This is a genomic window from Streptomyces sp. NPDC030991, from assembly GCF_055571235.1.
Genome location: NZ_JBVIFR010000004.1, coordinates 397,558 through 422,672, shown reverse-complemented (window position 1 = coordinate 422,672; position 25,115 = coordinate 397,558). Strand labels below are relative to the sequence as shown.

24 protein-coding genes and 1 tRNA gene are annotated in these 25,115 nt (G+C 71.2%); 10 read left to right on the top strand and 15 right to left on the bottom strand.

Features of this window, described 5'->3' with window-relative positions; genetic code table 11:
- Positions 1-65: 65 nt before the first annotated feature.
- From ACZ45E_RS10600 to ACZ45E_RS10560, 9 genes are all read right to left on the bottom strand, one after another.
- On the bottom strand, positions 66-1,712 hold the full coding sequence (locus tag ACZ45E_RS10600) for a long-chain fatty acid--CoA ligase (RefSeq protein ID WP_468219219.1): 1,647 nt from the start codon (positions 1,710-1,712) through the stop codon (positions 66-68).
- A gap of 133 nt (positions 1,713-1,845) precedes the next feature.
- Positions 1,846-2,445, bottom strand: a complete 600-nt coding sequence (locus ACZ45E_RS10595; RefSeq protein ID WP_468218981.1) for a SigE family RNA polymerase sigma factor — start codon at positions 2,443-2,445, stop codon at positions 1,846-1,848.
- 138 nt (positions 2,446-2,583) lie between these two features.
- On the bottom strand, positions 2,584-3,396 hold the full coding sequence (locus ACZ45E_RS10590; protein WP_468218979.1) for a DUF1906 domain-containing protein: 813 nt from the start codon (positions 3,394-3,396) through the stop codon (positions 2,584-2,586).
- A 67-nt stretch (positions 3,397-3,463) separates the two neighbouring features.
- Entirely contained in the window at positions 3,464-4,630 is a 1,167-nt protein-coding gene (locus ACZ45E_RS10585; RefSeq protein WP_468218976.1) for a lipid-transfer protein, read from the bottom strand.
- Complete coding sequence (locus ACZ45E_RS10580; protein ID WP_468218974.1) at positions 4,627-5,061, bottom strand: MaoC family dehydratase; 435 nt, start codon at positions 5,059-5,061, stop codon at positions 4,627-4,629. Before ACZ45E_RS10580 ends, ACZ45E_RS10585 begins: the two co-directional genes overlap by 4 nt.
- On the bottom strand, positions 5,058-6,209 hold the full coding sequence (locus tag ACZ45E_RS10575; RefSeq protein ID WP_468218971.1) for an acyl-CoA dehydrogenase family protein: 1,152 nt from the start codon (positions 6,207-6,209) through the stop codon (positions 5,058-5,060). Before ACZ45E_RS10575 ends, ACZ45E_RS10580 begins: the two co-directional genes overlap by 4 nt.
- Entirely contained in the window at positions 6,187-7,245 is a 1,059-nt protein-coding gene (locus tag ACZ45E_RS10570; protein WP_468219217.1) for a bifunctional MaoC family dehydratase N-terminal/OB-fold nucleic acid binding domain-containing protein, read from the bottom strand. Before ACZ45E_RS10570 ends, ACZ45E_RS10575 begins: the two co-directional genes overlap by 23 nt.
- Before the next feature lie 5 nt (positions 7,246-7,250).
- On the bottom strand, positions 7,251-8,447 hold the full coding sequence (locus ACZ45E_RS10565; protein WP_468218969.1) for an acyl-CoA dehydrogenase family protein: 1,197 nt from the start codon (positions 8,445-8,447) through the stop codon (positions 7,251-7,253).
- Positions 8,448-8,659: 212 nt separating this feature from the next.
- Complete coding sequence (locus ACZ45E_RS10560) at positions 8,660-8,971, bottom strand: hypothetical protein (protein ID WP_468218968.1); 312 nt, start codon at positions 8,969-8,971, stop codon at positions 8,660-8,662.
- A gap of 364 nt (positions 8,972-9,335) precedes the next feature.
- Between ACZ45E_RS10560 and ACZ45E_RS10555 the strand changes: the two genes are divergently transcribed.
- On the top strand, positions 9,336-10,226 hold the full coding sequence (locus ACZ45E_RS10555) for a bifunctional DNA primase/polymerase (protein ID WP_468218965.1): 891 nt from the start codon (positions 9,336-9,338) through the stop codon (positions 10,224-10,226).
- 105 nt (positions 10,227-10,331) lie between these two features.
- On the opposite strand, the gene ACZ45E_RS10550 is transcribed toward ACZ45E_RS10555, so the two are convergent.
- The 3 genes from ACZ45E_RS10550 to ACZ45E_RS10540 form a co-directional block, all read right to left on the bottom strand.
- On the bottom strand, positions 10,332-11,036 hold the full coding sequence (locus ACZ45E_RS10550; RefSeq protein WP_468218963.1) for a histone deacetylase: 705 nt from the start codon (positions 11,034-11,036) through the stop codon (positions 10,332-10,334).
- A 297-nt stretch (positions 11,037-11,333) separates the two neighbouring features.
- Positions 11,334-11,418, bottom strand: a tRNA-Ser gene (locus ACZ45E_RS10545).
- 73 nt (positions 11,419-11,491) lie between these two features.
- Entirely contained in the window at positions 11,492-12,940 is a 1,449-nt protein-coding gene (locus tag ACZ45E_RS10540) for a S1C family serine protease (protein ID WP_468218961.1), read from the bottom strand.
- A 305-nt stretch (positions 12,941-13,245) separates the two neighbouring features.
- Between ACZ45E_RS10540 and ACZ45E_RS10535 the strand changes: the two genes are divergently transcribed.
- The 3 genes from ACZ45E_RS10535 (at position 13,246) to ACZ45E_RS10525 (ending at position 15,833) form a co-directional block, all read left to right on the top strand.
- Positions 13,246-14,055: a glycerophosphodiester phosphodiesterase gene (locus ACZ45E_RS10535; protein WP_468218959.1), complete on the top strand. Its 810-nt coding sequence runs from the start codon at positions 13,246-13,248 to the stop codon at positions 14,053-14,055.
- Between the two features lie 73 nt (positions 14,056-14,128).
- Complete coding sequence (locus tag ACZ45E_RS10530) at positions 14,129-14,767, top strand: ATP-binding protein (RefSeq protein WP_468218958.1); 639 nt, start codon at positions 14,129-14,131, stop codon at positions 14,765-14,767.
- 103 nt (positions 14,768-14,870) lie between these two features.
- Positions 14,871-15,833 (top strand): DUF5926 family protein, encoded by a 963-nt coding sequence (locus ACZ45E_RS10525; RefSeq protein WP_468218955.1) that lies wholly within the window; start codon positions 14,871-14,873, stop codon positions 15,831-15,833.
- Positions 15,834-16,082: 249 nt separating this feature from the next.
- Here the strand turns inward: ACZ45E_RS10525 and ACZ45E_RS10520 are convergent, their stop codons facing one another.
- Complete coding sequence (locus ACZ45E_RS10520) at positions 16,083-16,673, bottom strand: hypothetical protein (protein ID WP_468218953.1); 591 nt, start codon at positions 16,671-16,673, stop codon at positions 16,083-16,085.
- 56 nt (positions 16,674-16,729) lie between these two features.
- On the bottom strand, positions 16,730-17,425 hold the full coding sequence (locus tag ACZ45E_RS10515; protein WP_468218951.1) for a bifunctional DNA primase/polymerase: 696 nt from the start codon (positions 17,423-17,425) through the stop codon (positions 16,730-16,732).
- A gap of 511 nt (positions 17,426-17,936) precedes the next feature.
- Between ACZ45E_RS10515 and ACZ45E_RS10510 the strand changes: the two genes are divergently transcribed.
- Both ACZ45E_RS10510 and ACZ45E_RS10505 read left to right on the top strand, forming a co-directional pair.
- Complete coding sequence (locus ACZ45E_RS10510; RefSeq protein WP_468219215.1) at positions 17,937-19,445, top strand: PP2C family protein-serine/threonine phosphatase; 1,509 nt, start codon at positions 17,937-17,939, stop codon at positions 19,443-19,445.
- A 157-nt stretch (positions 19,446-19,602) separates the two neighbouring features.
- A complete protein-coding gene (locus ACZ45E_RS10505; protein WP_468218949.1) occupies positions 19,603-21,075 on the top strand; it encodes an aminopeptidase P family protein in 1,473 nt (490 codons plus the stop codon).
- Between the two features lie 222 nt (positions 21,076-21,297).
- Here the strand turns inward: ACZ45E_RS10505 and ACZ45E_RS10500 are convergent, their stop codons facing one another.
- Positions 21,298-21,759 (bottom strand): ATP-binding protein, encoded by a 462-nt coding sequence (locus ACZ45E_RS10500; RefSeq protein WP_468218948.1) that lies wholly within the window; start codon positions 21,757-21,759, stop codon positions 21,298-21,300.
- Between the two features lie 191 nt (positions 21,760-21,950).
- Here ACZ45E_RS10500 and ACZ45E_RS10495 point away from each other — a divergent pair, with 191 nt between their 5' ends.
- The 4 genes from ACZ45E_RS10495 to ACZ45E_RS10480 all read left to right on the top strand — a co-directional run bounded on the left by ACZ45E_RS10495 (position 21,951) and on the right by ACZ45E_RS10480 (position 25,107).
- Positions 21,951-22,754, top strand: a complete 804-nt coding sequence (locus ACZ45E_RS10495; RefSeq protein ID WP_468218945.1) for a hypothetical protein — start codon at positions 21,951-21,953, stop codon at positions 22,752-22,754.
- A 218-nt stretch (positions 22,755-22,972) separates the two neighbouring features.
- Positions 22,973-23,728 (top strand): YcnI family copper-binding membrane protein, encoded by a 756-nt coding sequence (locus ACZ45E_RS10490; RefSeq protein ID WP_468218943.1) that lies wholly within the window; start codon positions 22,973-22,975, stop codon positions 23,726-23,728.
- A gap of 219 nt (positions 23,729-23,947) precedes the next feature.
- On the top strand, positions 23,948-24,634 hold the full coding sequence (locus tag ACZ45E_RS10485) for an SCO family protein (protein WP_468219213.1): 687 nt from the start codon (positions 23,948-23,950) through the stop codon (positions 24,632-24,634).
- Entirely contained in the window at positions 24,631-25,107 is a 477-nt protein-coding gene (locus ACZ45E_RS10480; RefSeq protein WP_468218941.1) for a copper chaperone PCu(A)C, read from the top strand. Before ACZ45E_RS10485 ends, ACZ45E_RS10480 begins: the two co-directional genes overlap by 4 nt.
- The last annotated feature ends 8 nt before the right edge of the window (positions 25,108-25,115 follow it).

The window sequence follows — 25,115 nt, the reverse complement described above, 5'->3', positions numbered from 1 at the left end:
CACAGGGGTGTCGTACAGAGGTGCCGTACAGAGGTGGCTTACAGAGGTGGCTTACAGGCGGCGCCTCACAGCTTGGTGACGGTGAGCTCTCCCGCCGCGTACTGCTTGCGCAGCACCTTCTTGTCGAACTTGCCGACGCTGGTCTTCGGGACCGTGGGAATGATGGTCCAGCGCTCCGGCAGCTGCCACTTGGCGACCTTCTCGGCGAGGAACGCGCGCAGCGTCTCGAAGTCGGCGCTCGCCCCCTCCTTCAGCACGACGGTGGCGAGGGGCCGCTCGCCCCACTTGTCGTCGGGGACGGCCACGACGGCCGCCTCGGCGACGTCGGGGTGCGACATCAGCGCGTTCTCCAGGTCGACGCTGGAGATCCACTCCCCGCCCGACTTGATGACGTCCTTGGCGCGGTCGGTGAGGGTGAGGTAGCCGTCGGGGCTGATCGTGCCGACGTCACCCGTCTTGAGCCAGCCGTCCTCGCTGAACTTGTCGGCGGGGCGCAGCGGTTCGCCGTCCGCGCCGGCGCCTCCGTAGTACGCGCCCGCGATCCAGTTGCCGCGGACCTCCAGCTCGCCCGCTGACTCGCCGTCCCACGGCAGGTGCTCGCCGCCGGGGCCGCTCAGCCGCGCCTCGACCCCGGCCGGGAAGCGGCCCTGCGTGAGCCGGTACGCGAACTCCTCCTCGCTGCCGGGCTCGACCCCGGCCGGCGGCCGCGAGACGGTGCCGAGCGGCGACGTCTCGGTCATGCCCCAGGCGTGGCAGACGCGCATGCCGAGGTCGTCGAAGGCCTTCATGAGGGAGGGCGGGCAGGCCGAGCCGCCGATGGTGACCTGGGTGAGGGTGGAGACGTCGCGCGGCTTGGCGGTCAGCTCGGCCAGCAGGCCCTGCCAGATGGTGGGCACGGCCGCGGCGTGCGTGGGCCGCTCGGCCTCGATCATCTCGGCGAGCGGCGCGGGCTGGAGGAACCGGTCCGGCATCAGCATGTTCACGCCGGTCATGAACGTGGCGTGCGGCAGCCCCCACGCGTTCACGTGGAACTGCGGAACCACGACCAGCGAGGTGTCGGCGTCGGTCAGACCCATGGACTGGGCCATGTTCACCTGCATGGAGTGCAGGTAGATCGAACGATGCGAGTAGACGACGCCCTTGGGGTCCCCCGTGGTGCCGGAGGTGTAACACATGGCCGCGGCCCGGCGTTCGTCCAGCTCCGGCCAGTCGTAGGCGGCCGGCTTCCCGGCGAGGAGCTCCTCGTACTCGTGGACCGTGGCCCGGGTGCCTTCGAGTACCGAACGGTCGCCGGGGCCGGAGACGACGAGGTGCTGGACCGTCGTCAGGCCGGGCAGCAGGGGCGCGAGCAGCGGCAGCAGTGAGCCGTTGACGATGATCACGCGGTCGGCGGCGTGGTTCACGATCCACGTCAGCTGGTCCGCGGGGAGGCGGAGATTGAGGGTGTGCAGAACGGCGCCCATGGCGGGGACGGCGAAGTAGGTCTCGACGTGCTCCGCGTTGTTCCACATCAGCGTCGCCACGCGGTCGTCGTCACGGACGCCCAGGTCGTCCCGGAGCGCGTGCGCGAGCTGGGACACGCGGGCGCCCGCCTCGGCGAACGTACGGCGGTGCGGTTCGCCCTCCCCCGTCCAGGTGGTGATCAGCGAGGCGCCGTGCACGCGCACCCCGTGATTCAGGAGACGGGTCACGGTCAGCGGTACGTCCTGCATCGTGCTCAGCACGGCGTCCTCCCGGTGGGCGCTACGGAGCAGTAGGGTTCCGCCGATTCTCACCGCATACCACTCGGTATGTCACTACTCCCGGGAATGATCGATCAGCGCACGGCCGCACCGGACACCCCGCTCAGCTGCGTGCGGGCACCAGCTCAGGGTCCTCGCGGAGCTTGCCGAGCGCCCGCGACACCGCGCTCTTGACCGTGCCGATGGAGACCCCGAGCACCTCGGCCGTCTGGGCCTCGCTCAGGTCCTCGTAGTACCGCAGTACGACCATCGCCCGCTGGCGCCCGGGCAGCTTCGTGATGGCACGCCACATCGCGTCGTGCAGCGCCTGCTGCTCGGCCGGGTCGCCGGACGCCGGCGTCGTCGGCTCCGGCAGCTCGTCGCAGACGAACTCGTCGACCTTGCGCTTGCGCCACTGCGAGGTCCGCGTGTTCAGCAGAGCCCTGCGGACGTACCCGTCGAGGGCCCGGTGGTCCTCGATCCGGTCCCACGCGACGTACGTCTTCGTGAGCGCCGTCTGCAGCAGGTCCTCGGCGTCGCACGGGTTCGCGGTCAGCGACCGGGCGGTGCGCAGCAGCACGGGCTGGCGCGCCCGGACGTACGACGCGAAGGACGGGTACGCCGAATGTGCTGCGTGCGCGGGGTGCGCGGCATGCGTCCCCGCGGGGGCGCGCGTCGCCGGCTCCGATGCGCTGGTGCAGACAGGCGCCAGGGTTGCGGTCATGGCTCCACGCTATGAGCGCCCCTCCTTCCGCGGATCGGCCGGAGGTCCCGAAGCGACCTCCCCCTCAGGTTGTACGCGGGGTGGTAACCCCACCTCCTGAAGGTGGAGGAGAGGATGAGGTCCTCTGAGGGTTCGCGGTCAGCCGATGCGCGCCACCGGGGCGTGCACCAGGTTCCGGTCGATCAGCATGGTGCGCCCGCCGTGCCGCTCCTTCACGTTCCCCGCGTACTGGTGGATCCTGCGCTGCGGATGCCAGGCGTTCTTCGCGAGCGCCGCCTCGCGGTACAGGTCGGGCTTGGTGTGCCAGCGGGCGAACCACATCACCGACGGCAGATCCCGCACCCCCGCCCGGCGCGCCGCCTCCATGTGCCGTACCCCCGAATCGGCGCTGCTGTAGTAGCCGGGCAGGTAGCCGTGGCGTCGCACCTCCCTGTTCCAGGCCCGCACGAACGACAGCGTCGTCTGCGCGCACTTCGCCTTGTGGTGGTTGTACGCCTCCATGTCCAGGTAGAGCGGACTGCTCGGCCGGATGTCGAGCGCCCCGGCCCGGCGCACCGCGTCCCGCGCCTCCGACGTCCCCTGCGACCACGGGTACCGTCCGATCCGCACCTCCTTCTTGTGCTTCGCTCCGACACAGGGCGACTGCGACCCCACGTACACCGGCAGCACCCCCCACCCCATGCGGTCCACCGTCCGCGTCCAGCTTCGGTTCAACGCGGGCTGGTGCGCACAAGCCCTGCCCCGCCCGCCGAAGTAGACGCCCACCGCCTGGTACTTGGATGCCCGCCAGCGCCCCATGGTGTCCTGGGACGGCGTCCTGCAGACGTCGAACGCCCAGCCGTGGAAGGTGCGCACCTGGGGGCCCCAGGGAAGGGAGCCCGTCGGCCGCTCCGCCGCGCCCACCGGCGACGCGCCGATCCCCAGGACGAGCACCACCAGTCCAATGATCATCTTTTGCCGATACATGGACCGAGTGAAGGGGTCGATCACCCGCGCGGGCCGGGGAGACGCGCCGGGTTCAGCCGTCCGACCGCAGAATCAGACCCGATGTGGGGACCCCGGTGCCCGCGGTGACCAGAGCCGTGGCCGCACCGGGTATCTGGTTCGCGGCGGTGCCCCGCAACTGTCGCACGCCCTCCGCTATGCCGTTCATCCCGTGCAGATACGCCTCTCCCAGCTGTCCACCGTGGGTATTGAGCGGCAGCGCCTCCTCGGCGACGAAGCCGGCCGCCTCGCCGGGCGCGCAGAACCCGAACTCCTCCAATTGCGTCAGCACGAACGGCGTGAAGTGGTCGTACAGAATCCCGACATCCACCTCACCGGGGCCGATCCCGGCCGTCCGCCACAGCTGCCGGGCCACCACATTCATCTCGGGCAGCCCCGTCAGGCCGTCCCGGTAGAAGCTGGTCATCTGCTCCTGCGCACGGCCCGCGCCCTGCGCGGCGGCGGCGATCACCGCGGGCGGCCGGGGCAGATCGCGGGCCCGCTCGACGCTGGTGACGACGATCGCCTGCCCGCCGTCGGTCTCCTGGCAGCAGTCGAGCAGCCGCAACGGCTCGACGATCCAGCGGGACGCCGCGTGATCGGCGAGGGTGATCGGCTTCCCGTGGAAGTACGCGGCGGGGTTGGTCGCCGCGTACTTGCGGTCCACCACCGCGACCTGGCCGAACGCCTCGGGGGCCAGCCCGTACGTGTGCAGGTACCGCTGCGCCGCCATCGCCACCCAGGACGCCGGCGTGAGCAGCCCGAACGGCAGGTTCCAGCCGAGCGCCGCACCCTCCGCCGAGGGCTCCCGGTGCTGCACCCCCGAGCCGAACCGCCGCCCCGACCGCTCGTTGAAGGCCCGGTAGCAGACCACCACCTCGGCCACCCCGCTCGCCACCGCCAGAGCCGCCTGCTGCACGGTGCCGCAGGCCGCGCCGCCGCCGTAGTGCACCCGCGAGAAGAAGGAGAGCTCTCCCATCCCGGTGGCCTGCGCCACGGTGATCTCCGGGTTGGTGTCCATGGTGAAAGTGACCAGCCCGTCCACGTCGGCGGGGGACAGGCCCGCGTCGTCGAGCGCCGCGTGCACCGCCTCCACCGCGAGCTTCAACTCGCTGCGGCCGGAGTCCTTGGAGAATTCGGTGGCGCCGATGCCGGCGATCGCTGCCCTGGAGCCCAGCCGGTCCCTGGTGCGCACGCTCATGACGGACCTCCCTCGGCCCGCGCCACGGTCACGGTCACGGTCCCGGTGACATGGCTGCCGATGCCGTTCTTCCCGACGACCCTCACCTGGACCGTGTCGCCGCCGTCCTCGCCCACGACCTCGGTCACCGTCCCCGTCAGCACCATGGTGTCCCCCGGATAGTTCGGCGCGCCCAGGCGGATCGCGACCTTTCTGAGCGTGGCCGTCGGGCCGAAGTGGTCGGTGATGTACCGGCCCACCAGCCCGTTCGTCGTGAGGATGTTCATGAAGATGTCGGGGGAGCCCTTCTGCCGGGCCAGCTCCGTGTCGTGGTGCACGTCCTGGTAGTCACGGGAGGCGATCGCCCCGGCGACGATCAGGGTCCGGGTGACCGGGATCGTGAGCGGCGGCAGCTCCGCGCCCGCCTTCAGCAGCACCTCACGCCCGGTCATACGCGTTCTCCTTCCGCCCGCTCGACACCCGCGTCCGCCACTGCGCCCCTGCCTTCACCGACGCCCGGGTCCGCGCCCTCGCCCCCGTCCGCGTCCGCCTCCTCGACTATCAGCTCGCCCAGCTCCTCCAGGACCTGGCGGCCGCCGCCGAGGTACCCGTCGAGCTGGCGGCCCCACAGGAAGTGCCGGTGCACCGGATGGTCGAGGTCGGCTCCCGTCCCGCCGTGCAGATGCTGACCTGTGTGCACGACGCGCCGGCCACCCTCGGCCGCCCACCAGGCCGCGGTCAGGGCATGGCTTCGATACGCGAGCCCCTCGTCGCGCCGCCAGGCCGCCTCGTACGCGGTGACCCGGATGGCCTCGACGTCCATATGGGCCTCGGCCGCGCGGAGCTGGACCGCTTGCCTGGTGGCGAGAGGGCGGCCGAACTGCTCCCGCTGGTTCGTGTGCTGCACCGCTCTGGCCAGGGAACCGGCACACACCCCGGCCTGCAGCCCGGCGAACGCGGTCCGTGCCGCCGCCCGCACCTCCTCGTACGCCCGCGGGCCGCCGACCCGCTCCGCCGGGGCCCCGTCGAGCACGAGCCGCCCCGCCGACCAGGGTGCGGTGAGCTCGACCGGCTCGCAGTGCGCGTCCGACGCCCGCACCATCCACAGGCTGTGGGCAACGGCGCCGGGCCCGCCCCGCACCGCCACCAGCACCTGCGTCGCCTCCCGCAGCCAGGGCACCCAGGGCACGGCCCCGGTCAGTCGCGCCTGCCCGGACGGGTCCGCGGCGCTCACCGCGATCCCACCGCGCGCGGGGAGGGCCCCGGTGGCCACCGCCGAACCGTCCCGCAGGCCCGGCAGCAACCGCTCCCGCTGCTCGGCGCTGCCGTGCGCGCCCACCGCCAGCAACCCGTACACACAGCTCGCGGCGAACGGGACCTGCGCCGTCACCCTGCCCTGCTCCTCCAGCATCAGTACGAGCCCGAGCAGCCCGGTCTCCTCCACGGCGCCGACCAGTCCGGCGTCCGACAGCGCCTTCCACAGCTCGCCGTCCGCGGCGCCGCCGAGCTCCGCGAGCCGCTCGGGCGTGGAGAGATCGCCGAAGATCCGCGCGGCCAGCCCTTGGGCCGCCGCCTGCTCAGGGGTGGGGGTGAAGTCCATGTCCCGCCTCCCCGCCCTCGACAGCCCGGAAGACGGGCAGCTCCAAGTCCTCGTCCACGCGCAGGAATTCGAGCCTGACCGGCATGCCGATGCGCACCTTGTCGTAGGGCACCCCGATGACGTTGCTGACGATGCGTACGCCTTCCGCGAGCTCGATCAGGCCCACCGCGTAGGGCGGGTCGAAGGCCGGGAAGGGCGGGTGGTGCATGACGACGTAGCTGAAGACCGTGCCCTCGCCGCTCGCCTGGAGCGTGTCCCACTCCTGGCCGCCGCACGCATTGCACCCCGGCAGCCAGGGGAAGCGCAGCGTGTCGCAGTCGCGGCAGCGCTGGACGAGGAGCTGGTGGTCCGTGACGCCTGCCCAGAACCCGGCATTGTCCCGGTTCACGACGGGCCGGGGCCGGAGCTGCTTCGCTCCGCGCGGTGCCTGCTCGGGCTTCTTCACCGCCGAGCCCCTCTCCGCGGGCGCGTACTTCAGGATCCGGAACCGGTGCGTCCCGGCGAGCTGCCCTCCCGCCCGGACATCCATCCGCGTCGTGACGAAGTGCCCCGTCCCCAGCTTCGTCGTCTTCAGCGGCGACACCGATTCGATCACCGCGTCGAACGTGATCGCGTCCCCGGGCCGCAACGGCCGCAGATACTCCTGCTCACAGTCGGTGGCGACCACCGAGGTGTACCCGGCGCCGTCCAGCAGTGAGAGCAGGTCGTCATAGGGCCCGGAGCGGCCCGCGCCCCCGGCCAGGCCCGCCATCGTCCACGCCTGGAGCATGGTCGGCGGCGCTATGGCGTCCGGTCCCTCGTACGCCGGACTGGTGTCACCCAGGGCCTCGCACCAGTGCCGGATCATCGGTGCGTTGACCGGGTCCCGGCCCTCGCCCGTCGCGGCCGCCGCCAGCCCCTCGAACGCCCGCAGCCCGTCGTACGCCAGCCCCTCGTACGCCAACGTCTCCCGCCCCGCGCCCGCCGCCCCGCGCCCCTTCTCCGCCCGCGCCGTCTCCGCGCTCGCCGCCTGTGCCCGCTGCCCGGCGCCCGCCACCCCGCTCACCGTCCGCCCCGCTTCATCCCGAGCCGCATCGTGGCGACGATCTCCCGCTGCACCTCGCTCACCCCGCCCCCGAACGTGTTGATCTGCGCCGCCCTGTTCATCCGCTCCAACTCCCCGGCCCCCGCCCCGAGATCGCCGCTTCCCGCGTCGAACGCGCCGGACGATCCCCTCCGCAGCCACCCGCTCTCACCCGCGATCTGCTGACATATCTGATACGTCTCGACCGCCGATTCCGTTCCCGCGAACTTCACGCCGCTGGCGTCTCCGGGGGCCGGACCACCGGCCCCGGCATCCCCCACCAAACGCCAGCTGAGCAGGCGCGTTGCCGCCAGCCGGGCATGTGCTTCGGCCAGTTGAGATTTGATCCAGGGAGCGTCAACCCGCCGTTCGCCCGTCACTGGATCGGGTGTGCGTGCGGCCGTGAGGACCTGGGCGTAGAAGTCCTCGGCCTGCATCCCGATCGCGGCGAGCGCCACCCGCTCGTGGTTGAGCTGGTTGGTGATCAGCTCCCAACCGCCGTTCTCCGCGCCGACCAGGTTCGAGCCGGGGACGCGGATCCCGTCGTAGTACGTGGCCGTCGTGGCCAGTCCGCCGACCGTCTCGATCGGGGTCCACGAGAAGCCCGGCGCGTCGGTCGGCACGAGGACGATCGAGATGCCCCGGTGTTTGGGGGCCCCCGGGTCGGTGCGGCAGGCGAGCCAGATCCAGTCGGCGTTCTGCGCGTTCGACGTGAAGACCTTCTGTCCGTCGATCAGCCAGTCGCCGCAGGCGTCGTCCCGCACGGCCCGTGTCCGCAGCGACGCGAGGTCCGTCCCGGCCTCCGGCTCGCTGTAGCCGATCGCGAAGACCAGGTCACCGCTGAGGATGCGGGGCAGGAAGTACGCCCGCTGCGCCTCGGTGCCGTACTTCATCAACGTAGGGCCGACCGTGTTGAGCGTGACCATGGAGACCGGCGCGCCCGCGCGGTACGCCTCGTCGAAGAAGACGAACTGTTCGTCGGGGCCGCGGCCCTGACCGCCGTACGCGACCGGCCAGCCGAGCCCCAGCAGCCCCTCGGCCCCCATGCGGCGCAGTACTTCTCGCTGCGCCCCGGTGTCGTCGGCCGCGGGTGGCCCCTGCGGCATCAACGTACGGAAGTACGCGCGCAATTGGGCGCGCAGCTCGCGCTGGCGCTCGGTGGGAGCGAGGTGCACGGCGGCGGCCCTCCCGGACCTCGGACGGACAAGGGTTTCTGACTGTCCGTCAGATGCCGTGGGGTGTCAAGAGATCGGCCGGGCCGCCGGCCGACCGGGAGAACGGCGGGCCGCTCACAGGCCCGGAAAATGCCTGCGCGGCGGTGCCGAAGCACCGCCGCGCAGACTGTGACGCACCCCGAGGAGGTCCCTGCCGGACAGGGACCGTGACGTCACCAGAGTTCGCTGAAGTTCAGCACGACGTTCTCGTTGGTCTGGTGGATCGCCGTGAACGCGGAGCCGTTCACCTGCGCGGTGTTGTTCTGGTTCGAGGCGCCGTTGCCGACCGCCTGCTGCTGCGTGGTCGACGAGTTGCCGTTGTTGGTGTGCCCGACCCCACTGCCACTGACCGTCGCCACCCCCGCGTTCGATCCGTTGTCCGCGAACGAGCCGTTGTCGGCGATGGCCACCCCGGAGAACAGGGCCGCGGCGAGGGGCAGAGCGGCGACGGCGGCGACAACGCGGGCGGTACGGATGGAAGCCATGTCTTTTCCTCCAGAAGCAGTACACCGGGGGGACGGACGGCTGTCCGGCACCCGGCAAGTACGGATTACTCCAAGGCAGTTGGCCGACCACCTCGGTGATGTTCACGACGTCGCGAGATCAGAGTTGCCCATCGAATCCCCGGCGAACCAGACCGGAAGCCGCTTTTCGCTCGCAAGCGTGAGTACTTGTCGATAAACATGCTTGCCACTCATAAGTCACCAGCTCAGCCCGAACATGTCGGCTTCGGGTGATCGCGGCCCAACCCTCCCAAGCGGTGAAGCGTTTCGGCACATTCTCGATAAATAGGCACCTCGCGCAGGTCGGCCTCTTCCTTCCTTCGAACGTCTGTACGAAAATAGACCCATGGCCACCACCGACCGGCATCCGCCCTCCGTCCCGTCCGCATCCCTGGCGACCCTGGCCCTCGCGCACGCCCTGTCCGCCGCCGCGCGCGGGCTCGCCGTCATCCCGCTCTCCCGCACCAAGCTCCCTGCTCTGCCTTCGCCGCATCGCGAAGACCCCCCTTCGGCCCCGCGCTGCCACGGCGAATGCGGCCTCCCCGGCCATGGCGTGTACGACGCGACGAGCGATCCGCGCCGCGTCCGCGCACTGTTCGCCGCCGCACCCAGGGCGACCGGATACGGGATCGCCTGCGGCCTGCCGCCGCACCACCTCATCGGCGTCGACCTCGACACCAAGACCGGTACGGATTCCTCCGCTTCCCTGCGTGAGCTGGCCTTACGTCATCTGTTCACGATCCCCGACACGGTGGTCGTGGCCACGCCGAGCGGCGGCCGGCACCTGTGGCTGTCCGGGCCGCCGCACATCGTGGTGCCCAACTCCGCGGGCCGCCTCGCCCCCGGCATCGACATCCGCGGCGCCGGCGGCTACCTGGTCGGCCCCGGCTCCCGCACCGAGCACGGCGTCTACGCCACGGTGCCCGGCACGGCCCACCTGTCCCCCGCGCCCTGCCCGCCATCGCTCCTACGGCTGCTCACGCCCCCGCCACGCACGCGCCATCCCGAACCCACGCGCGCGGGGCAGCACGGTGTGGGCCTCGTCCAGTTCGTCCTCGACGCGCAGGAAGGGCAGCGCAACACCCGCCTCTTCTGGGCAGCCTGCCGCGCCTACGAGAGCCGCCTCGGCCCCGCCCTCACCGCAGCGCTGGTGCAGGCCGCGGTCGACACCGGCCTGACCGAACGAGAGGCCCGCTCGACGGTCACCTCGGCGGCGCGGCTCACATCAGGGCGGTAGGGACGAGCGCCTGGCCGGGGCGGCCTGCGTAGGGGCTCTGGGGAGTGCCCGGCCTGCGTAAAAGACGGCGGGTCGCTGGGGCGGCGGAAGATCGCCTGGAGGCATCTACGGTCCACGCCGCGCGCCTCCCCGGCCGTGTCCCTCGTCCTCCGCGCGCAGAAGGTCGGTCACGCGCTCCTGGGACCAATGCCCCTCCGCTCCGGGACAGGCCGCAAGGTACGCCGCGATCTCCGGAACCGTCCACGCGCCCGCCGCGAGCAGCCCCGATGCCAGGAGGCGCAGGTAGGCCCAGGACGGCGCCACCCAAGGCACCTCGCCCAGGTCCCAAGGGGCCGTGAAGGTGACCACGGGCGACTCGTCGATCTGCCCCGCGCACACCAACGTTTCGTACCGACCCTCTCCCAGCACAGCACGGCCCGTCGCCAGGACCTCGGCGAGGCCGAGATCAGCGCCCGGCTCCCGGTACATCTCCTGGGCGGCGATGTCCGCGAACTGCTGAGGGGTCACCAGGTGCGCCCTCGCCAGCACGCGCCCCTCCGCCCCCGGGTCATAGAACGCGCGGCCCCCTCCCCACACGGGAGACTCCGTAGCGAAGTACAACCGTCCCGGCAGCTCCACCGGGAGGGAACGAGTCGGCATGGCGGTGTCGCGGCAACCGGGAAAAGTCCGCCTCGCACCGTCCGGTCGGCCGCCCCACAGGTATGCGGCCAGCCGGTCGAGGTGCGTGTTCGAGCCGTACGACGTGTACCAGACCCGCTCGGGAGAGCCGGCGCGCGGCAATGCGGGGTCGATGGCCTGAGGGGTGTCCACGGTTGCTCGCTCCTGAAGAGGTGCTCACTCGGCCGGTACGTCGGGCAACTCGCTCGGGCCGTGCTGCGGCCCTACGCCGACAAGTCACGCGTCGACAGCGCCTTCTACGGGACTTGAAGTGCGTCTGCGCCCCCTCGGCTCCGTTCCGAAGGCGACGTGCGACTCGTTGGCCTGGACGTACCACCAGGCGGTCAAGAACCTCGGCCGGCCCACGGGCCCCGCCCGGACGCCGCACAGCACAGCACACAGCACGAAGGCCCCCGACCGAGGTACCTGGTCAGGGGCCGTTCAACTGGGCGGTGGGTGTGGGATTTGAACCCACGGTGACTCTCGCCACGACGGTTTTCAAGACCGTTCCCTTAGGCCGCTCGGGCAACCCACCCCGCGCCCCCGAAGCCGTACGACGGCGATCCGGTGGCGCGGGACCAGGGTAGCGGGTCCGGGAACGGGGTCCGTCAGCTGTCGCCCTTGCGCTCCCCGAGGGTCACGTCGGTGGTGCGCTCCTTGCCGTCGCGCGTGTAGGTGAGCTTCACCGTGTCGCCCGGCTTGTGCGTCCAGATCTGGCCGATCAGGGTCGGGCCGGAGTCGATCACCGAGTCGTCCAGCTTCGTGATGACGTCGCCGGGCTTGAGGCCGGCCTTGTCCGCCGGTCCGTTCGCCGTGATCGCGGCGGAGCCGCTCGCGCCCTGCTCGGTGATCTTCGCGCCGCCGGTGCCCTCCTCCAGGGAGACCGAGGCGCCGATCACCGGGTAGACCGGCTGGCCGGTCTTGATGAGCTGCTGGACGACCATCTTGGCCTGGTTGATCGGGATGGCGAAGCCGAGGCCGATCGACCCGGCCTGGCCCGAACCGCCGCCCATGCCGCCGCTGGCCGCGGACTGGATGGCCGAGTTGATGCCGATGACGCTGCCGTTCCCGTCGAGGAGCGGCCCGCCGGAGTTGCCCGGGTTGATCGACGCGTCGGTCTGCAGGGCGCTCATGTACGAGGCCTTGCTGCTGCCGGTGCCGTCGCTGGAGGCCACCGGGCGGTCCTTCGCCGAGATGATGCCCGTGGTCACCGTGTTCGACAGGCCGAAGGGCGCGCCGATCGCGATGGTCGAGTCACCGACGGCGACCTTGTCGGAGTTGCCGAGCACGAGGGGCTTCAAGTTGTTCGGCGCGTTCTTCAGCTTGATGACCGCGACGTCGTAACCCTGCGCATGGCCGATCACCTCGGCGTCGTACTTCTTGCCGTTCGAGAACGTCGCCGAAAGCTTTCCGCCGTCGACGGCCTCCGCCACCACGTGGTTGTTGGTGAGGATGTGGCCCTGCGTGTCGTACACGAAGCCGGTGCCGGTGCCGCCCTCGCCGTTGTTGCCCTCGGCCTCGATGGTGACCGTGCTGGGCAGCGCCTTGGCGGCGACGCCCGCGACGGTGCCCGGGTCGCGCTTGAGGTCGGCGGGGTTGGAGGCGGAGACGGTCGTCGAGCCGGTGCCTGCGTCGTCGCCCCGCTCCGCGGCCCAGTAGCCGACGCCGCCGCCGACGGCACCCGCGATCAGCGCGGCCGCGACGACTCCGGCGAGCAGTCCGCCGCGGCGGCCGCCCGGCCTGGGCTGGGGCTGCTGGTAGGAGGCGCCCCACTCCGAACCGCCACCACCGCCCACGTAGGACGGGATCGCCGGCGGCGGCGGGGGCCAGTCACCGGCGGGCGCGGGCCCGGCGTGCTCGGCGGGGGCGGGGCCCGCCTCGTGCGCTCCGTGGCCGGCGGCCGGCGCGCCCTGGTGCACCGTGTCGTATCCGCCGCCTTCTGGGGCCTGCGGCGGGGGCCCGGCCGGTGCCTGGGTGGGAGCAGCGGGAGCGTCCACCGGCACGGGAGGTGCGGACGGGGCCGGGGGGACCGCAGTGCCCTCGTTCTCGGTGCTCACAGCTTTCTCTCCTCGATCCACGGCTGTCTACGTCGTCGGTCCGGACAGGGTGGGCGGTCGCATCGTCCTCGATCGCCGCCCGGTCTCTGCGGCGGCGCGCGGCCGACCGCTGGCACCCGCCGTTCCGGCATGGTCCTGTCACGGTCCAGTTGTGCAGTTGTACGCGGTCAGCTTTTCCCATGGGACGTCAGGGCACCATAAGGCGTTCCTGTGCATCCGCGATCATCCTTTATGCCGGGCGAAACGGACGCATCCGCTAGGCCGAACTTTCTCGGTGGCCGGCCGCGCGGTGGCACCATGACGCGGTGACCCACGCACGACAGCAACGCATCCAGGTCGTCGCCCACCGCGGTGCTTCGCAGGACGCTCCCGAGCACACATTGGCCGCATACAAGAAGGCGATCGAGGACGGTGCCGACGCCCTCGAATGCGATGTGCGGCTCACGGCGGACGGCCATCTCGTCTGCGTGCACGACCGTCGCGTCAACCGTACGTCGAACGGTCGCGGGGCGGTCTCGGCCCTGGAGCTGGCGGATCTGGCCGCCCTGGACTTCGGTTCCTGGAAGGACCTCGAGGAGAGCCCCGACTCCCTCTGGGCGCCAGGCTCGGCCGACACGTCCGTACTGACCCTGGAGCGCCTCCTCGAACTGGTCGCCGACGCCGGGCGCAGGGTGGAGCTGGCCATCGAGACCAAGCACCCCACCCGGTGGGCGGGGCAGGTGGAGGAGCGGCTCCTGCTCCTGCTCAAGCGATTCGGCCTGGACGCACCACCTCAGGACGGGCCGTCCCAGGTACGTGTGATGAGCTTTTCGGCCCGCTCCTTGTTGCGCGTCCGGGAGGCGTCGCCGACGCTGCCGACGGTCTATCTGATGCAGTTCGTCTCGCCCCGCCATCGTGAGGGACGCCTCCCCGTGGGGGTGCGCATCGCGGGCCCCGGCATCCGGATCGTGCGCAACCATCCCTCGTACATCGAGAAGCTCACGCGCGCGGGTCACCAGGTTCACGTCTGGACGGTGAACGAGCCCGAGGACGTTGACCTCTGCGTCCGGCTCGGCGTCGACGCGATCATCACGAATCGGCCCGCGGCGGTACTGCGTCACCTCGGCAGGGGTTGATTTCCGGCCACTTTCACTCCCCTTCCTCACAGGGAGTGCCCCGGCGCATTCGCTCCGTGTTCGATCGTTACGAGTGCGTCACCGGACGTGGATTGGCCGGTTTCCGGTCCAGTCCATTGGGGCATCCACACCGTGGCGTGGGGCAAAGGAGGTCTCGGGGGTGGCGTTGGTGGTGGCACAGGAGGTGCCGGCGTCGTCGAGCATGGCCGTTCCCCATGGCCCTGCGGGCGTGGGCGAAGCACGACACAAGATGCGTGACCAGCTGCGCTGCAGTGGGGTGTCGGACACGGTTGTCGACGATGCGGTTCTGATCCTTTCCGAGCTGCTCAGTAACGCCTGCCGGCACGGCAGACCGCTGGGCGACGACATGGCCGGCGACGGGAGCGTACGAGCCGCGTGGCAGGTGAACGGCCGGGGCCGTCTCACCGTCGAGGTGACGGACGGCGGCGGCCCGACCCGTCCGGTTCCGGCCACTCCGTCGGTGACCGCACGCGGTGGCCGCGGGCTCAACATCATTTCGGCGCTGGCCGACGACTGGGGCGTACGCGACGACGCGTGCGGTGAGGTCACGGTCTGGGTGGTCGTGCACAAGGACGTGCACGCGGAGGCGGCGGCGCACCGTCGTGACGACTTCGCGGCCCGCATCGCCTCGCCGTCCGCAGCGGAGCTGGTGGGTCTCGACTTCGCGGACGCGCTGGACGACCTGAGCTGACCGCGGCCGATAGAGGGCACTCGGTCCGAATCACACCCTTGTCAGTACGAGCGGCTAGGCTCGCGCCCGTACGTACGAGAGCCGTATCCGGGAGACGTCCAAGATGGCCAAGAAGCGCCCGCAGACCAAGGGCAAGCCGCAAGTCACCAGTGGAGAGATCCCGGTTGTCGGTGCCCGTGAGCCGTGCCCCTGCGGCAGCGGCCGCCGCTACAAGGCGTGCCACGGCCGGGAGGCCGCCCACGCGGTGACCGAGCTGGTGCAGCGCCCCTTCGAGGGCCTGCCGGGCGAGGGCGACTGGGTGGCGCTGCGTGAGCTGGTGCCCGCGGCGACGGTCGAGCTGCCGCTGAAGGAGAAGCTGCCCGAGGACGTCCCCTCGGTCACCCTGGCCACCGTGTTGCCGATGGCGTGGCCCGCACTGCGCCGCGACGACGGCTCGGTTTTGCTCGGCCTGCAGAACGACACGTCGTCGGGTGACATCAGCCGCGACCTCGCCGACACGTTGCAGCGCGCGCTGACCGCCGCGCCGGGCAGCCCGGTGCAGGCGCGCCGCGCTCCCGCCGACGGCCCGCGCCTCCAGGACCTCCTCGATTCGAACGGCACTTTCGAGCCGGTCGTGCACACGGGTTTCGAGTTCTGGGTGCCCGATTCGGAGAACGCGTCGGGTGAGGTCACCGCCTCCCTGGAGCGGGCCAACGCCGCGGCCATCCCGACCGTGAAGCTCGCCGGCGTGGACAGCGCCTACTGGTGCGAGACCCCGGAGAAGAACCACCTGCGCTGGGTCATGCCGCACCCGGAGGAGAAGCTTCTCGACGCGCTCGCGCGGCTGCACGCGGCGGGCGCCTCCTCGCTCGGCGAGGGCACGCGCCTCGTCGGTTCCTTCCGGGCACATGGCCTGACCGTTCCGGTATGGGACCTGCCGAGCGCGGTGAAGGCGGAGGATGTCGAGAAGCCGGCCGCCGAGTTCGCCGAGCGGCTCGCCGCCGCGCTCGCCTCGGACGCTCCACTGACCGCGGAGGAGCGCCGCGCGCGCGGGGGCCTCACCAATCGACAGGTGACGCTCAGCTGACACACAGGACGCCTCGGACGGCCCGCGCGGACTGACCGACCGGTCAGCCGCCCGGGCCCAGGAAAGCCCTCCCGGAATGGGTGACTCCGGTCACAACTCCCGGTAGTTGCAGGTAAATCCATGTCCGAATAGAAGAGATCGAATTTGCTAACTGCCGATCTCTTGTTACCGTTCAGGTAGCCCGGTTGCTGGTGCATCCCCCGTCGCCAGCAACCGGGCGCTTTTATGCCCGCGCCCGCTCGGCGAGGCTCAACGCCCGTACGTGGGCGCCGAGTTGCTCCCCGACCGCAGCAGCAGCGGGCCGTCGCCGTCGGCCGCGTACTCCGCCACCGCGGCGTACCGCGCCGGCTCGGCCAGGGTCCGCCCGTGCGGCGTCTCGCACATGCCCGGCTCGTCCTCGGCGCTCACGGCGCAGGTGATCTGCACCGTGCGCCCGCCGGGCGCCATCAGGGTCAGCACAGCGCTCATCCCCGCGCCCGTCGTGTTCCGGTAGTACGTGCGCGCCCAGGTGTCCCGTTCCTGACGGAGTACGCAGGTCTGCGCCTCGATGCCCTCGGGGGAGGTGAGTTGCGGGCCGCACTGGGGGCCGCCCGCCACGCGGTCCGTCTTGTCATCGGCCTGAGCGGCCTCGTCGGCAGCGCGCCTCGGCGCGGACTCCGGCTCCGGAGGTGCGGCCGGGCGGCCGGGCCCGCCGCCCACGGGCCCCGCGAACGCGCCTGCCAGGGGAAGCCCGGCGGCGAGCACCACCGCGGTGAGGAGACCGAACAGTCGAAGGCGCGAGGCGGGCCTTCCCTGCTCGTGCCCGTTCGAGAACTCGGGGAGTGGGGGCGCGGCAGGCATGCGCCGAAGATATCGGCGCACACCCGTCGCGGCGGCGCGCCGCGCGCTCGGTACCGCTACAACTCGGGCGCGCTCACACCCGTACGAGTGAGTGCGTCCACGACCGCGTCGACCACGGCCTCCACGTCGGGCGTCCAGGGCGCCGCCGAACCGGGCAGCGGCGCGCGCTCCCAGCGGACCTGTCCCGCGCCCGTCGCGGACGGCGGCAGAGCGAGGTAGCCGCCCTCGCCGTGGAACCGCAGCGAGCCGGGCACGAAGTCCTGGGCGTACAGCAGCTCGCCGAGCTGCTCCAGGGAGTACGGCGCCACGAGGATCGCGAGGCGCTCGGACGTGGCGATCACCGGGCCGAGCCGGACCTCGGCGCGGTCGAGCGCGGCGAGCGCGCGGGCGCCCGCGACAGCGGGGAGGCTCACGGCGCAGGGCGCACGCCCGCCGGAAGCACCCGACGAGGCGCCGGTGGCGAGGACGATCGGCGCCTGCGGCCGGTTGGTCCACCACCAGCGGATCATGCGCTCGTCGGTCGTCGCTGCGAGCAGTCCGGGGTCGAAGGGGTGGGCGCCGGGCACCGTGCACTCCGGGTCGGGGCAGGCGCAGCGGACGCCGTCGCGGCGTCCCGCCGCCGCGAGCGCTATACCTGGCAGCACCGGCCACCGCCACGCCGTCCCGAACGTGAGGGCCGCGCTGATCAGGTCGGACTTCCCGCTGTCGCGCCTGGACAGGAGCTTGCGTCGCCTTCCGGGGATCTCGCGCATGAGCGCTCGTTCCTTTCCGTTGACCGAAGAGAACGCTGTGGGCCACATCACACAATGTGTCGAACAGTCACTGTGCGTACGTGCTGAGCGCTTGACCTCAGCCGGGGCCGTCGGCCTGAGGCAGGGGTAACCCCTATAGTCCGAGCGCCTGCTGGGTCTTTCAAAAGCCTGGCGTGGGGTGGCGGCGCCTGGCGTTTGCCGTCCCGCGTATTTCTCGTCGCCTCCCCCACGGGAGGATGGGGCACGGTCGTCGATGGTTATGACGCCCGGGTCCGGCACCAGGTTCCGGGTGGATCCCAACTGCCCCTGGTCTTCTCCGAGTACGTACCCACCGCGGCCGCTATGACGCTCCGTCGAACGATGCCAGTCGACCTCAGTACGCCGTTCCCCGAGTCGGTTTTTGGCCAACCTGGAACGCTTCGGATCGGCGCGAGAACAAGGGGGAGAGCAGAGATCGCATTACCGCAGAAGTCACTTGAGCACCATGGACACCAGGAAACCCGGCAGGACAATGCTGGACATCCCCTCTCCAGTGCGTGTACATGTGGAGACATTGCTGGCGGCGCAGAACGACATGGGGGTTTGCGATGCTATTGAGCAATACGCACCGGCCGGAAAGCCGGAAGCCATGACAGCCCCGCGCTTGCCGAAAGTGGCTGGAATCGATTCCCCTCCTGGACAGGTGCCCCCACCCGCCCACACCGTCGCGCCCGCGCCCGCCGCTTCACCTGCCGCTTCCGCACCGGCGGCCCCGGGAGTCGTGATCCAGGACAGACTCGCGGGCTGGGTCTCCGACCTCACGACCCTGCACGAACTCACGGAACGGCTGGCCCGCACGGCAGCACTCGACGAAGCACTCCACGAACTCCTGCGCGCCGGAGCCGCCCTGGTGGGCGCCCGGCGCGGTCTCGTCGTCCTGGAGCCCGGCGACGGGCTCGGCCCCAGCGCCACCGTCGGCCTCGGCCTCTCCCGCCCCGACCTCGGCCACATCGAGACGGTGCCGCGCGCCGAGACGTCGTACGGGCGCATCATCGACGGGCTCGGCACCGAGGACGAGACGCGGGCCGACCTGCTCTCCGAGGACGGGCTCGACCCGCGCCACCGCGAGGTCGCCGCGCGCCTGGGATACGCGGCGAGCTACGCGCTGCCGCTCGCCACCGAGAAGGCGGGCCGGCTCGGCGCGGCGGTCTGGTTCTACGACGAGCCGGCCGCGCCCGTCGAACGCCAGCGTCACCTCATCGGTCTCTACGCGCGCTACGCCACCGAGCACCTGGCCCGCCTGCTCGAACTGGAGCGCACGCGCGCGTGGTCGCGCACCGTCGCCGACGAACTGCTGCCCGCGCGGCTGCCCCGCGTCCCCGGTGTGCAGCTCGCCATGCGGCACCGCAGCGGGCCGCGCGGCGGCGGCGACTGGTACGACGCGCTGCCGCTGCCCGAGGGGGCGCTCGGCCTCGCGGTCGGCTCCGTCTCCGGCTCCGGCGCGAGCGCGCTCGCCGCCATGGGCCGGCTGCGCGCTTCGCTGCGGGCGTACGCGGTGATGGAGGGGGAGGACCCGGTCGCGGTCCTCTCCGACCTGGAGCTGCTGCTCCGGCTGACCGAACCGGCGCGCAGCGCGACCGCCCTGTTCGCCTACTGCGAGCCGGCGCAGCGCAGGATCGTCCTCGCGGGCGCCGGGCACAGCCCGCCCCTGGTGATCGGGGAGCGCCGCACGGAGTTCGCGGAGACGACGCTGTCCGCGCCGCTGGGCATGCTCGCCTGCTGGGAGGCGCCGAGCACGGAGATCTCCGTGCACCCGGGCGAGACGGTGCTGCTGTACACGGACGGCCTGCTGCGCCGCACCGATGACCCGATGGACCGCGCGTTCGCCCGCCTGCACGCGGCCGCCGCCGGGGTGCCGAAGGCGATCCGCGAGGACCCGGGCGCGATCGCCGACCATGTGCTGCACGCGATGCTCCCCGACGGGCTCGACGCGGCCGACAGCGACGAGGACGTCGTTCTGCTGGCGGCCCGTTTCGCCTAGGACCTGTCAGACAGGCCCTGGCCCTAGGCGTGTCCGCACGCCCGGCAAGAGGCCCTCCGGCCCTGGACCCCCTTCCGTACGCTCGTACGATGGAGGGGGTCCACTGCCATATCAGGCCATACCCAGGTCATTCAACGGACCGCGTCAAGGAGGAACCGTGTCGGAGGAGCTCACCCCGGAGAACCCGGAGATCATGGAGGCCCCCGAGGGCGACGAGCCCATCAAGCAGCGCAAGAACGGCCTCTACCCCGGTGTGTCCGACGAGCTCGCCGAGAACATGAAGTCCGGCTGGGCCGACACCGCGCTGCACGACCTGAAGCCGATCGCCCAGGCCGCCGAGACGGCCGCCCGGCGTGCCGCCCTTTCCGCCCGCTTCCCGGGCGAGCGCATCGTCGTGCCCGCGGGCAACCTCAAGACCCGCTCGAACGACACCGAGTACGCCTTCCGCGCGTCCGTCGAGTACGCGTACCTCACAGGCAACCAGACCGAGGACGGCGTCCTCGTGCTCGAGCCCACGGCCGGCGGGCACCGGGCGACGCTCTACCTGCTGCCGCGCTCGAACCGGGAGAACGGCGAGTTCTGGCTGGGCGGCGACGGCGAGCTGTGGGTGGGCCGCCGGCACTCCCTGGCCGAGGCCGAGAAGCTGCACGGCATCCCCGCCGCCGACGTGCGCGAGCTCACCGACCGGCTGCGCGAGGCCACCGGCCCGGTGCGCGTCGTGCGCGGTTACGACGCCGGCGTCGAGGAGGCGCTGACCGACAAGGTCACCGCCGAGCGCGACGAGGAGCTGAAGACGTTCCTCTCCGAGGCGCGGATCGTGAAGGACGCGTTCGAGATCGGCGAGTTGCAGAAGGCCGTCGACTCGACGGTGCGTGGCTTCGAGGACGTCGTGAAGGTCCTCGACAAGGCCGAGGCGACCAGCGAGCGCTACATCGAGGGCACGTTCTTCCTGCGTGCCCGCGTCGAGGGCAACGACATCGGTTACGGCTCCATCTGCGCCGCGGGCCCGCATGCCTGCACCCTGCACTGGGTCCGCAACGACGGCCCGGTCCGCTCCGGTGACCTGCTCCTGCTCGACGCAGGAGTGGAGACGCACACGTACTACACCGCCGACGTCACGCGCACGCTCCCGATCAACGGCACGTACAGCGAGATCCAGCGCAAGATCTACGACGCCGTGTACGCGTCCCAGGAAGCCGGTATCGCGGCCGTCAAGCCGGGCGCCAAGTACCGCGACTTCCACGACGCCTCGCAGCGCGTGCTCGCCGAGAAGCTCGTCGAGTGGGGCCTGGTCGAGGGCCCGGTCGAGCGCGTCCTGGAGCTGGGGCTGCAGCGCCGCTGGACCCTGCACGGCACCGGTCACATGCTCGGCATGGACGTCCACGACTGCGCGGTCGCGCGGACCGAGACGTACGTGGACGGCACGTTGGAGCCCGGCATGGTGCTCACCGTCGAGCCGGGCCTGTACTTCCAGGCCGACGACCTGACCGTGCCGGAGGAGTACCGCGGCATCGGCGTCCGCATCGAGGACGACATCCTCGTCACCGAGGACGGCAACCGGAACATGTCGGCCGGCCTGCCGCGCCAGGCCGACGAGGTCGAGGCGTGGATGGCAGGTTTGAAGGGCTGATCTCGACATAGAGGCGCCCTGCGAGAGGCGTCCTGCGAGAGGCGTCCTGCGAGAGGCGTCATCGGGCGGGGTCGTGGACACGGTGGTTGTTCACGACCCCGTCCGTGCGTCGAGCTGAGTGGGGCGCTGGAGGGGTGGCTGGTGCACGTACACCGTCATGGCCTGGCTGTCCGGTGCACACCGTCATGGCTGCTCGGTGCGCACCACCATGGATGCCCGTTCTCACACCGCCATGAGCGGGGTGTCCTTCCGCCACTTCAGGATCTTGTCGAAGCTGACCACGGTCCCCGCCCTGCCGGGCTTGTGGTCGACCCGCACATGGTCGGCGAGTTCGTGGATCAGACAGAGACCGCGGCCGCTCTCGGCGTCGGCCGGTGCCTGACGGAGAGCCGCGCGGCCCCTGTGGATGTGGCCGGGGATACCTGGACCGGAATCGGCCACTTCAATGCGGCACTTCTCGCCGTCCAGGTAGGCGGTGACCCTGTAGGCGCCCGAAGTCTCGCTCGTGGCGGCGTCGCCGCCGTGCTCGACGGCGTTCGCACACGCCTCGCTGAGAGCGACCGACAGGTCGTAGGAGACGTCCGGGTCGACGCCCGCCGTCTCCATGGTGCCGATCAGAAGGCGTCGGGCGAGCGGAACGCTCGCAGCCTCGCGCCGCAGATGGAGGGACCACCAGATGCTCATGCTCCAGCCTCCCGGCCGCGGCTCGACATACCGATACGTATTGCCGCCTCCGCCCTTGCGCAATCGCGGAGTTGGCGTGATACCGCCCATATGGCCGACGCGAGCGGGGCAGTCGGCGCGGTAGGGGAGATTCCGGACCTTGTGGACCTGCCGTATGGGACGGGTAAGGCCAGTGGGATGATGACCCCGCCATGACTGCCCCCCACCAGCGCCAGGCGCGCAGTGCGGCCGATCTCCGGCTGCTCAGGGCCGCGATGTTCGCCGCGGTCTGCGTCGTGCTGTCCGCGGCGGGGCACGTCCTCGGTTCGACCGCCACCGTCCCGCTGTGGACGCTGTCGCTCGGCTTCCTGGCCGTCTTCTGTGTGGCCGTTCCGCTGGCCGGCCGCGAGCGATCGCTGCCCGGCATCGTCCTTCCGCTCGCGGTCGGGCAGATCGGCCTGCACAGCCTCTTCGCCCTCGGGCAGCACGGCCCGATGGCCATGGGCGCCGGTGAACCCTCCGTCGTGGAGCGGGCCGCCCGGCTCATGTGCGGGGCGGGTGCCTCGGCGCTCAGCCCGGCGCAGGCGCAGCGGATCCTCGACCAGGCGCGGGTGCCGTCGGACGCCGCGGGCGGGATGCACCACGACATGGCGGGCGTGGCCGGCTCCTCGATGCCGCTGCTGCCGTCCCTGCCGATGTTCCTCGGGCACCTGCTGGCCGCGGTCGGCGCCGGATGGCTGCTGCGCCGCGGCGATCTCGCCCTCGGCCGGATCGTGCGGCTCTCGAAGCTGTCGGCGCAGGGGGTCGTGGAAGGGGCGCCCGTGCGTTCCCTGCGGGCGGCCCTCGCCCTCGTACGCGCTCTGCGGGCGGGGCTTCCCGGGGCGCCCGAGGTCCTTCCGCGCGCGTTCCGTGCCGGGTTCCCGGCGCTGCCCGCGCTGCGGACGGTGGCACTTCAGCACTCGGTGATCCGGCGTGGGCCGCCGGCCGCGGGCGACGCGTTCCTTCTCGCTGCCTGACACAGCAGGCGTCTCCCTGACTTCCGCGCGACCCGTGTGGTCCCGTGCGCGGGGTGGGGCGTGCGTGCTGTGCGGCACGCGCGCGTACCCGCTTTCTGGCCGCTATGTAGTGCGGTTCGCTATGTAGTGCGTTTTTGTGCCGCCCTTCAGGGGTGGTGCTGAGCGGGCGCGCTCCTCACTCTTCGCTGGATCCCGCTGAATGTGGAGTTCTCTCTGTCATGAAGAAGATGTCCCGCGCCGCTCTCGTCAGTGCCGCCGCCGTCTCCTCCGTCGTCCTCGTCTCCGCTCCCGCCTTCGCGCACGTGAGCGTGCAGCCGGAGGGCGCCGCCGCCAAGGGCGGTTACGCCGTGGTCGACTTCAAGGTGCCCAACGAGCGCGACGACGCCGCGACCACCAAGCTCGAGGTCAGCTTCCCGACCGACCACCCGCTCGCCTCGGTGATGCCGCAGCCGCTGCCCGGCTGGAAGTCGCAGGTCACGAAGTCGAAGCTGGACAAGCCGCTGGAGATGCACGGCGAGAAGATCACCGAGGCGGTCTCCAAGGTCACCTGGACCGCGACCGGTTCCGGTTCGGACAAGGGCGTCCAGCCCGGCTACTTCCAGAAGTTCCCGGTCTCCATCGGCGCTCTGCCGACCGACGCCGACGAGCTCGTCTTCAAGGCGATCCAGACGTACGACAACAAGGAGGTCGTGCGCTGGATCGAGCCGCAGCAGGAGGGCCAGGAGGAGCCGGAGAACCCGGCGCCCACCCTCGCGCTGACGGCTGCGGCCGACGACGAGCACGGGGCGTCCGGCGCGTCCGACGACGACGCGGACGACAAGGGCGACAAGACGGAGACCGCCGCGGCCTCCACGTCGTCCGACAGCTCCGACAGTGACACCACCGCCCGCGTCCTCGGCATCGTCGGCATCGTCATCGGCGCCGCGGGTGTGGCGTTCGGCGTGCTGGCGGGCCGTCGGCGTACCACCAGCTGAGCCACCCACGGCGGGTGCCGGGGTCGCGGTGGGCGACCCCGGCACCCGCCGAACCACTCACATCCAGGACATTTTTCTATGCGCACGACCATCAAGACCAAGACCAAGACCAAGGCCAAGACCATCAAGGCCAAGGCCGTCGAGACCGAGTACGTCAGGGCCGAGTCCGCCGAGGCTCAATCCTTCGGGGCCCAGTCCGTGGAGGCCCCGAAGGCGGGTGTGACGCCGACGTCGTGGAGGAGCACGAGGACGGGTCGGAAGACCCTGCTCGCCGCCGCCGGACTGGTCACGGCGGCCACCCTCACCCTGACGGCCTGCGGCAGCGGTGACGACAAGGGCGGCGCCGTCGCCGACGTATCCACCGAGGCCGGTTCGCAGCAGGCCGCGACCGTCCTCGACAAGCCCTTCGAGAAGCCGGACCTGGTCCTCACCGACACCCACGGCAAGAAGTTCGACCTGCGTGCGCGGACCAAGGACAGGCCGACGCTGATCTACTTCGGCTACACGCACTGCCCGGACGTCTGCCCGCTGACGATGAGCAACATCGCCGTCGCCAAGAAGGCCCTGCCCAAGGCCGAGCAGGACAAGCTCCAGGTCGTCTTCGTCACCACCGACCCCGACCGTGACACCCCGGCCGTGCTCGGCAAATGGCTCAAGGCGCAGGACCCCGACTTCATCGGCCTGACCGGCGACTTCGCCACCATCCAGGGCGGCGCCCGCACGCTCGGCATCTCCATCGAGCCGACGCAGAAGGACAAGAACGGCAAGCTCGTGTCGATGCACGGCACGCAGGTCATCGCGTTCTCGCCGAAGACGAACGGCGGGTACGTCCTCTACGGCGAGGAAGCCACCGTCGACGACTACACCAAGGACCTCCCCAAGCTCATCAAGGGGGCGAAGCCGTGAGGCGCACCTCCGCGGCCCTGGGCGCCATAGCGCTGGCCTGCGGCCTCGCGCTCACCGCCTGCGGGTCCTCCGGCAGCTCGGACGACGCGCCGGACGTGAAGGTGGAGGGCGCCTTCATCCCCGAACCGGCCTCCGGTGACATGGCGGCCGGGTTCTTCCTCGTCCACAACAGCGGCGGCGCCGACACCCTCTCCTCGGTCAGCAGCGCCCTCGCCGGCCAGGTCACCCTGCACACCACCGAGGGCGGCGTGATGAAGGAACAGAAGTCCTTCGCCGTGCCCGCCGACGGCGAGCTGGACTTCGAGCGGGGCGGCAATCACCTCATGTTCGAGAACCTGAAGCGGAAGCCGAAGGAGGGCGACAAGGTGTCGGTGCAGTTGCACTTCACCAAGGCCGGCACCGTCACCGTCTCCTTCCCGGTGAAGGCCGCCACCTACAACCCGACGTCGCACGCGTCGCACGCTTCACACTGAAGGGGCTG

Bases quoted from the DNA above. Each gene is read 5' to 3' on its own strand.
- ACZ45E_RS10490 (WP_468218943.1), top strand. From the start codon at position 22,973: ATGAAGAAGATGTCCCGCGCCGCTCTCGTCAGTGCCGCCGCCGTCTCC.
- ACZ45E_RS10500 (WP_468218948.1), bottom strand. From the start codon at position 21,759: ATGAGCATCTGGTGGTCCCTCCATCTGCGGCGCGAGGCTGCGAGCGTT.
- ACZ45E_RS10585 (WP_468218976.1), bottom strand. From the start codon at position 4,630: ATGAGCGTGCGCACCAGGGACCGGCTGGGCTCCAGGGCAGCGATCGCC.
- ACZ45E_RS10520 (WP_468218953.1), bottom strand. From the start codon at position 16,673: ATGCCTGCCGCGCCCCCACTCCCCGAGTTCTCGAACGGGCACGAGCAG.
- ACZ45E_RS10555 (WP_468218965.1), top strand. From the start codon at position 9,336: ATGGCCACCACCGACCGGCATCCGCCCTCCGTCCCGTCCGCATCCCTG.
- ACZ45E_RS10560 (WP_468218968.1), bottom strand. From the start codon at position 8,971: ATGGCTTCCATCCGTACCGCCCGCGTTGTCGCCGCCGTCGCCGCTCTG.
- ACZ45E_RS10595 (WP_468218981.1), bottom strand. From the start codon at position 2,445: ATGACCGCAACCCTGGCGCCTGTCTGCACCAGCGCATCGGAGCCGGCG.
- ACZ45E_RS10515 (WP_468218951.1), bottom strand. From the start codon at position 17,425: ATGCGCGAGATCCCCGGAAGGCGACGCAAGCTCCTGTCCAGGCGCGAC.
- ACZ45E_RS10600 (WP_468219219.1), bottom strand. From the start codon at position 1,712: ATGCAGGACGTACCGCTGACCGTGACCCGTCTCCTGAATCACGGGGTG.
- ACZ45E_RS10580 (WP_468218974.1), bottom strand. From the start codon at position 5,061: ATGACCGGGCGTGAGGTGCTGCTGAAGGCGGGCGCGGAGCTGCCGCCG.
- ACZ45E_RS10495 (WP_468218945.1), top strand. From the start codon at position 21,951: ATGACTGCCCCCCACCAGCGCCAGGCGCGCAGTGCGGCCGATCTCCGG.
- ACZ45E_RS10575 (WP_468218971.1), bottom strand. From the start codon at position 6,209: ATGGACTTCACCCCCACCCCTGAGCAGGCGGCGGCCCAAGGGCTGGCC.
- ACZ45E_RS10525 (WP_468218955.1), top strand. From the start codon at position 14,871: ATGGCCAAGAAGCGCCCGCAGACCAAGGGCAAGCCGCAAGTCACCAGT.
- ACZ45E_RS10510 (WP_468219215.1), top strand. From the start codon at position 17,937: ATGCTGGACATCCCCTCTCCAGTGCGTGTACATGTGGAGACATTGCTG.
- ACZ45E_RS10590 (WP_468218979.1), bottom strand. From the start codon at position 3,396: ATGATCATTGGACTGGTGGTGCTCGTCCTGGGGATCGGCGCGTCGCCG.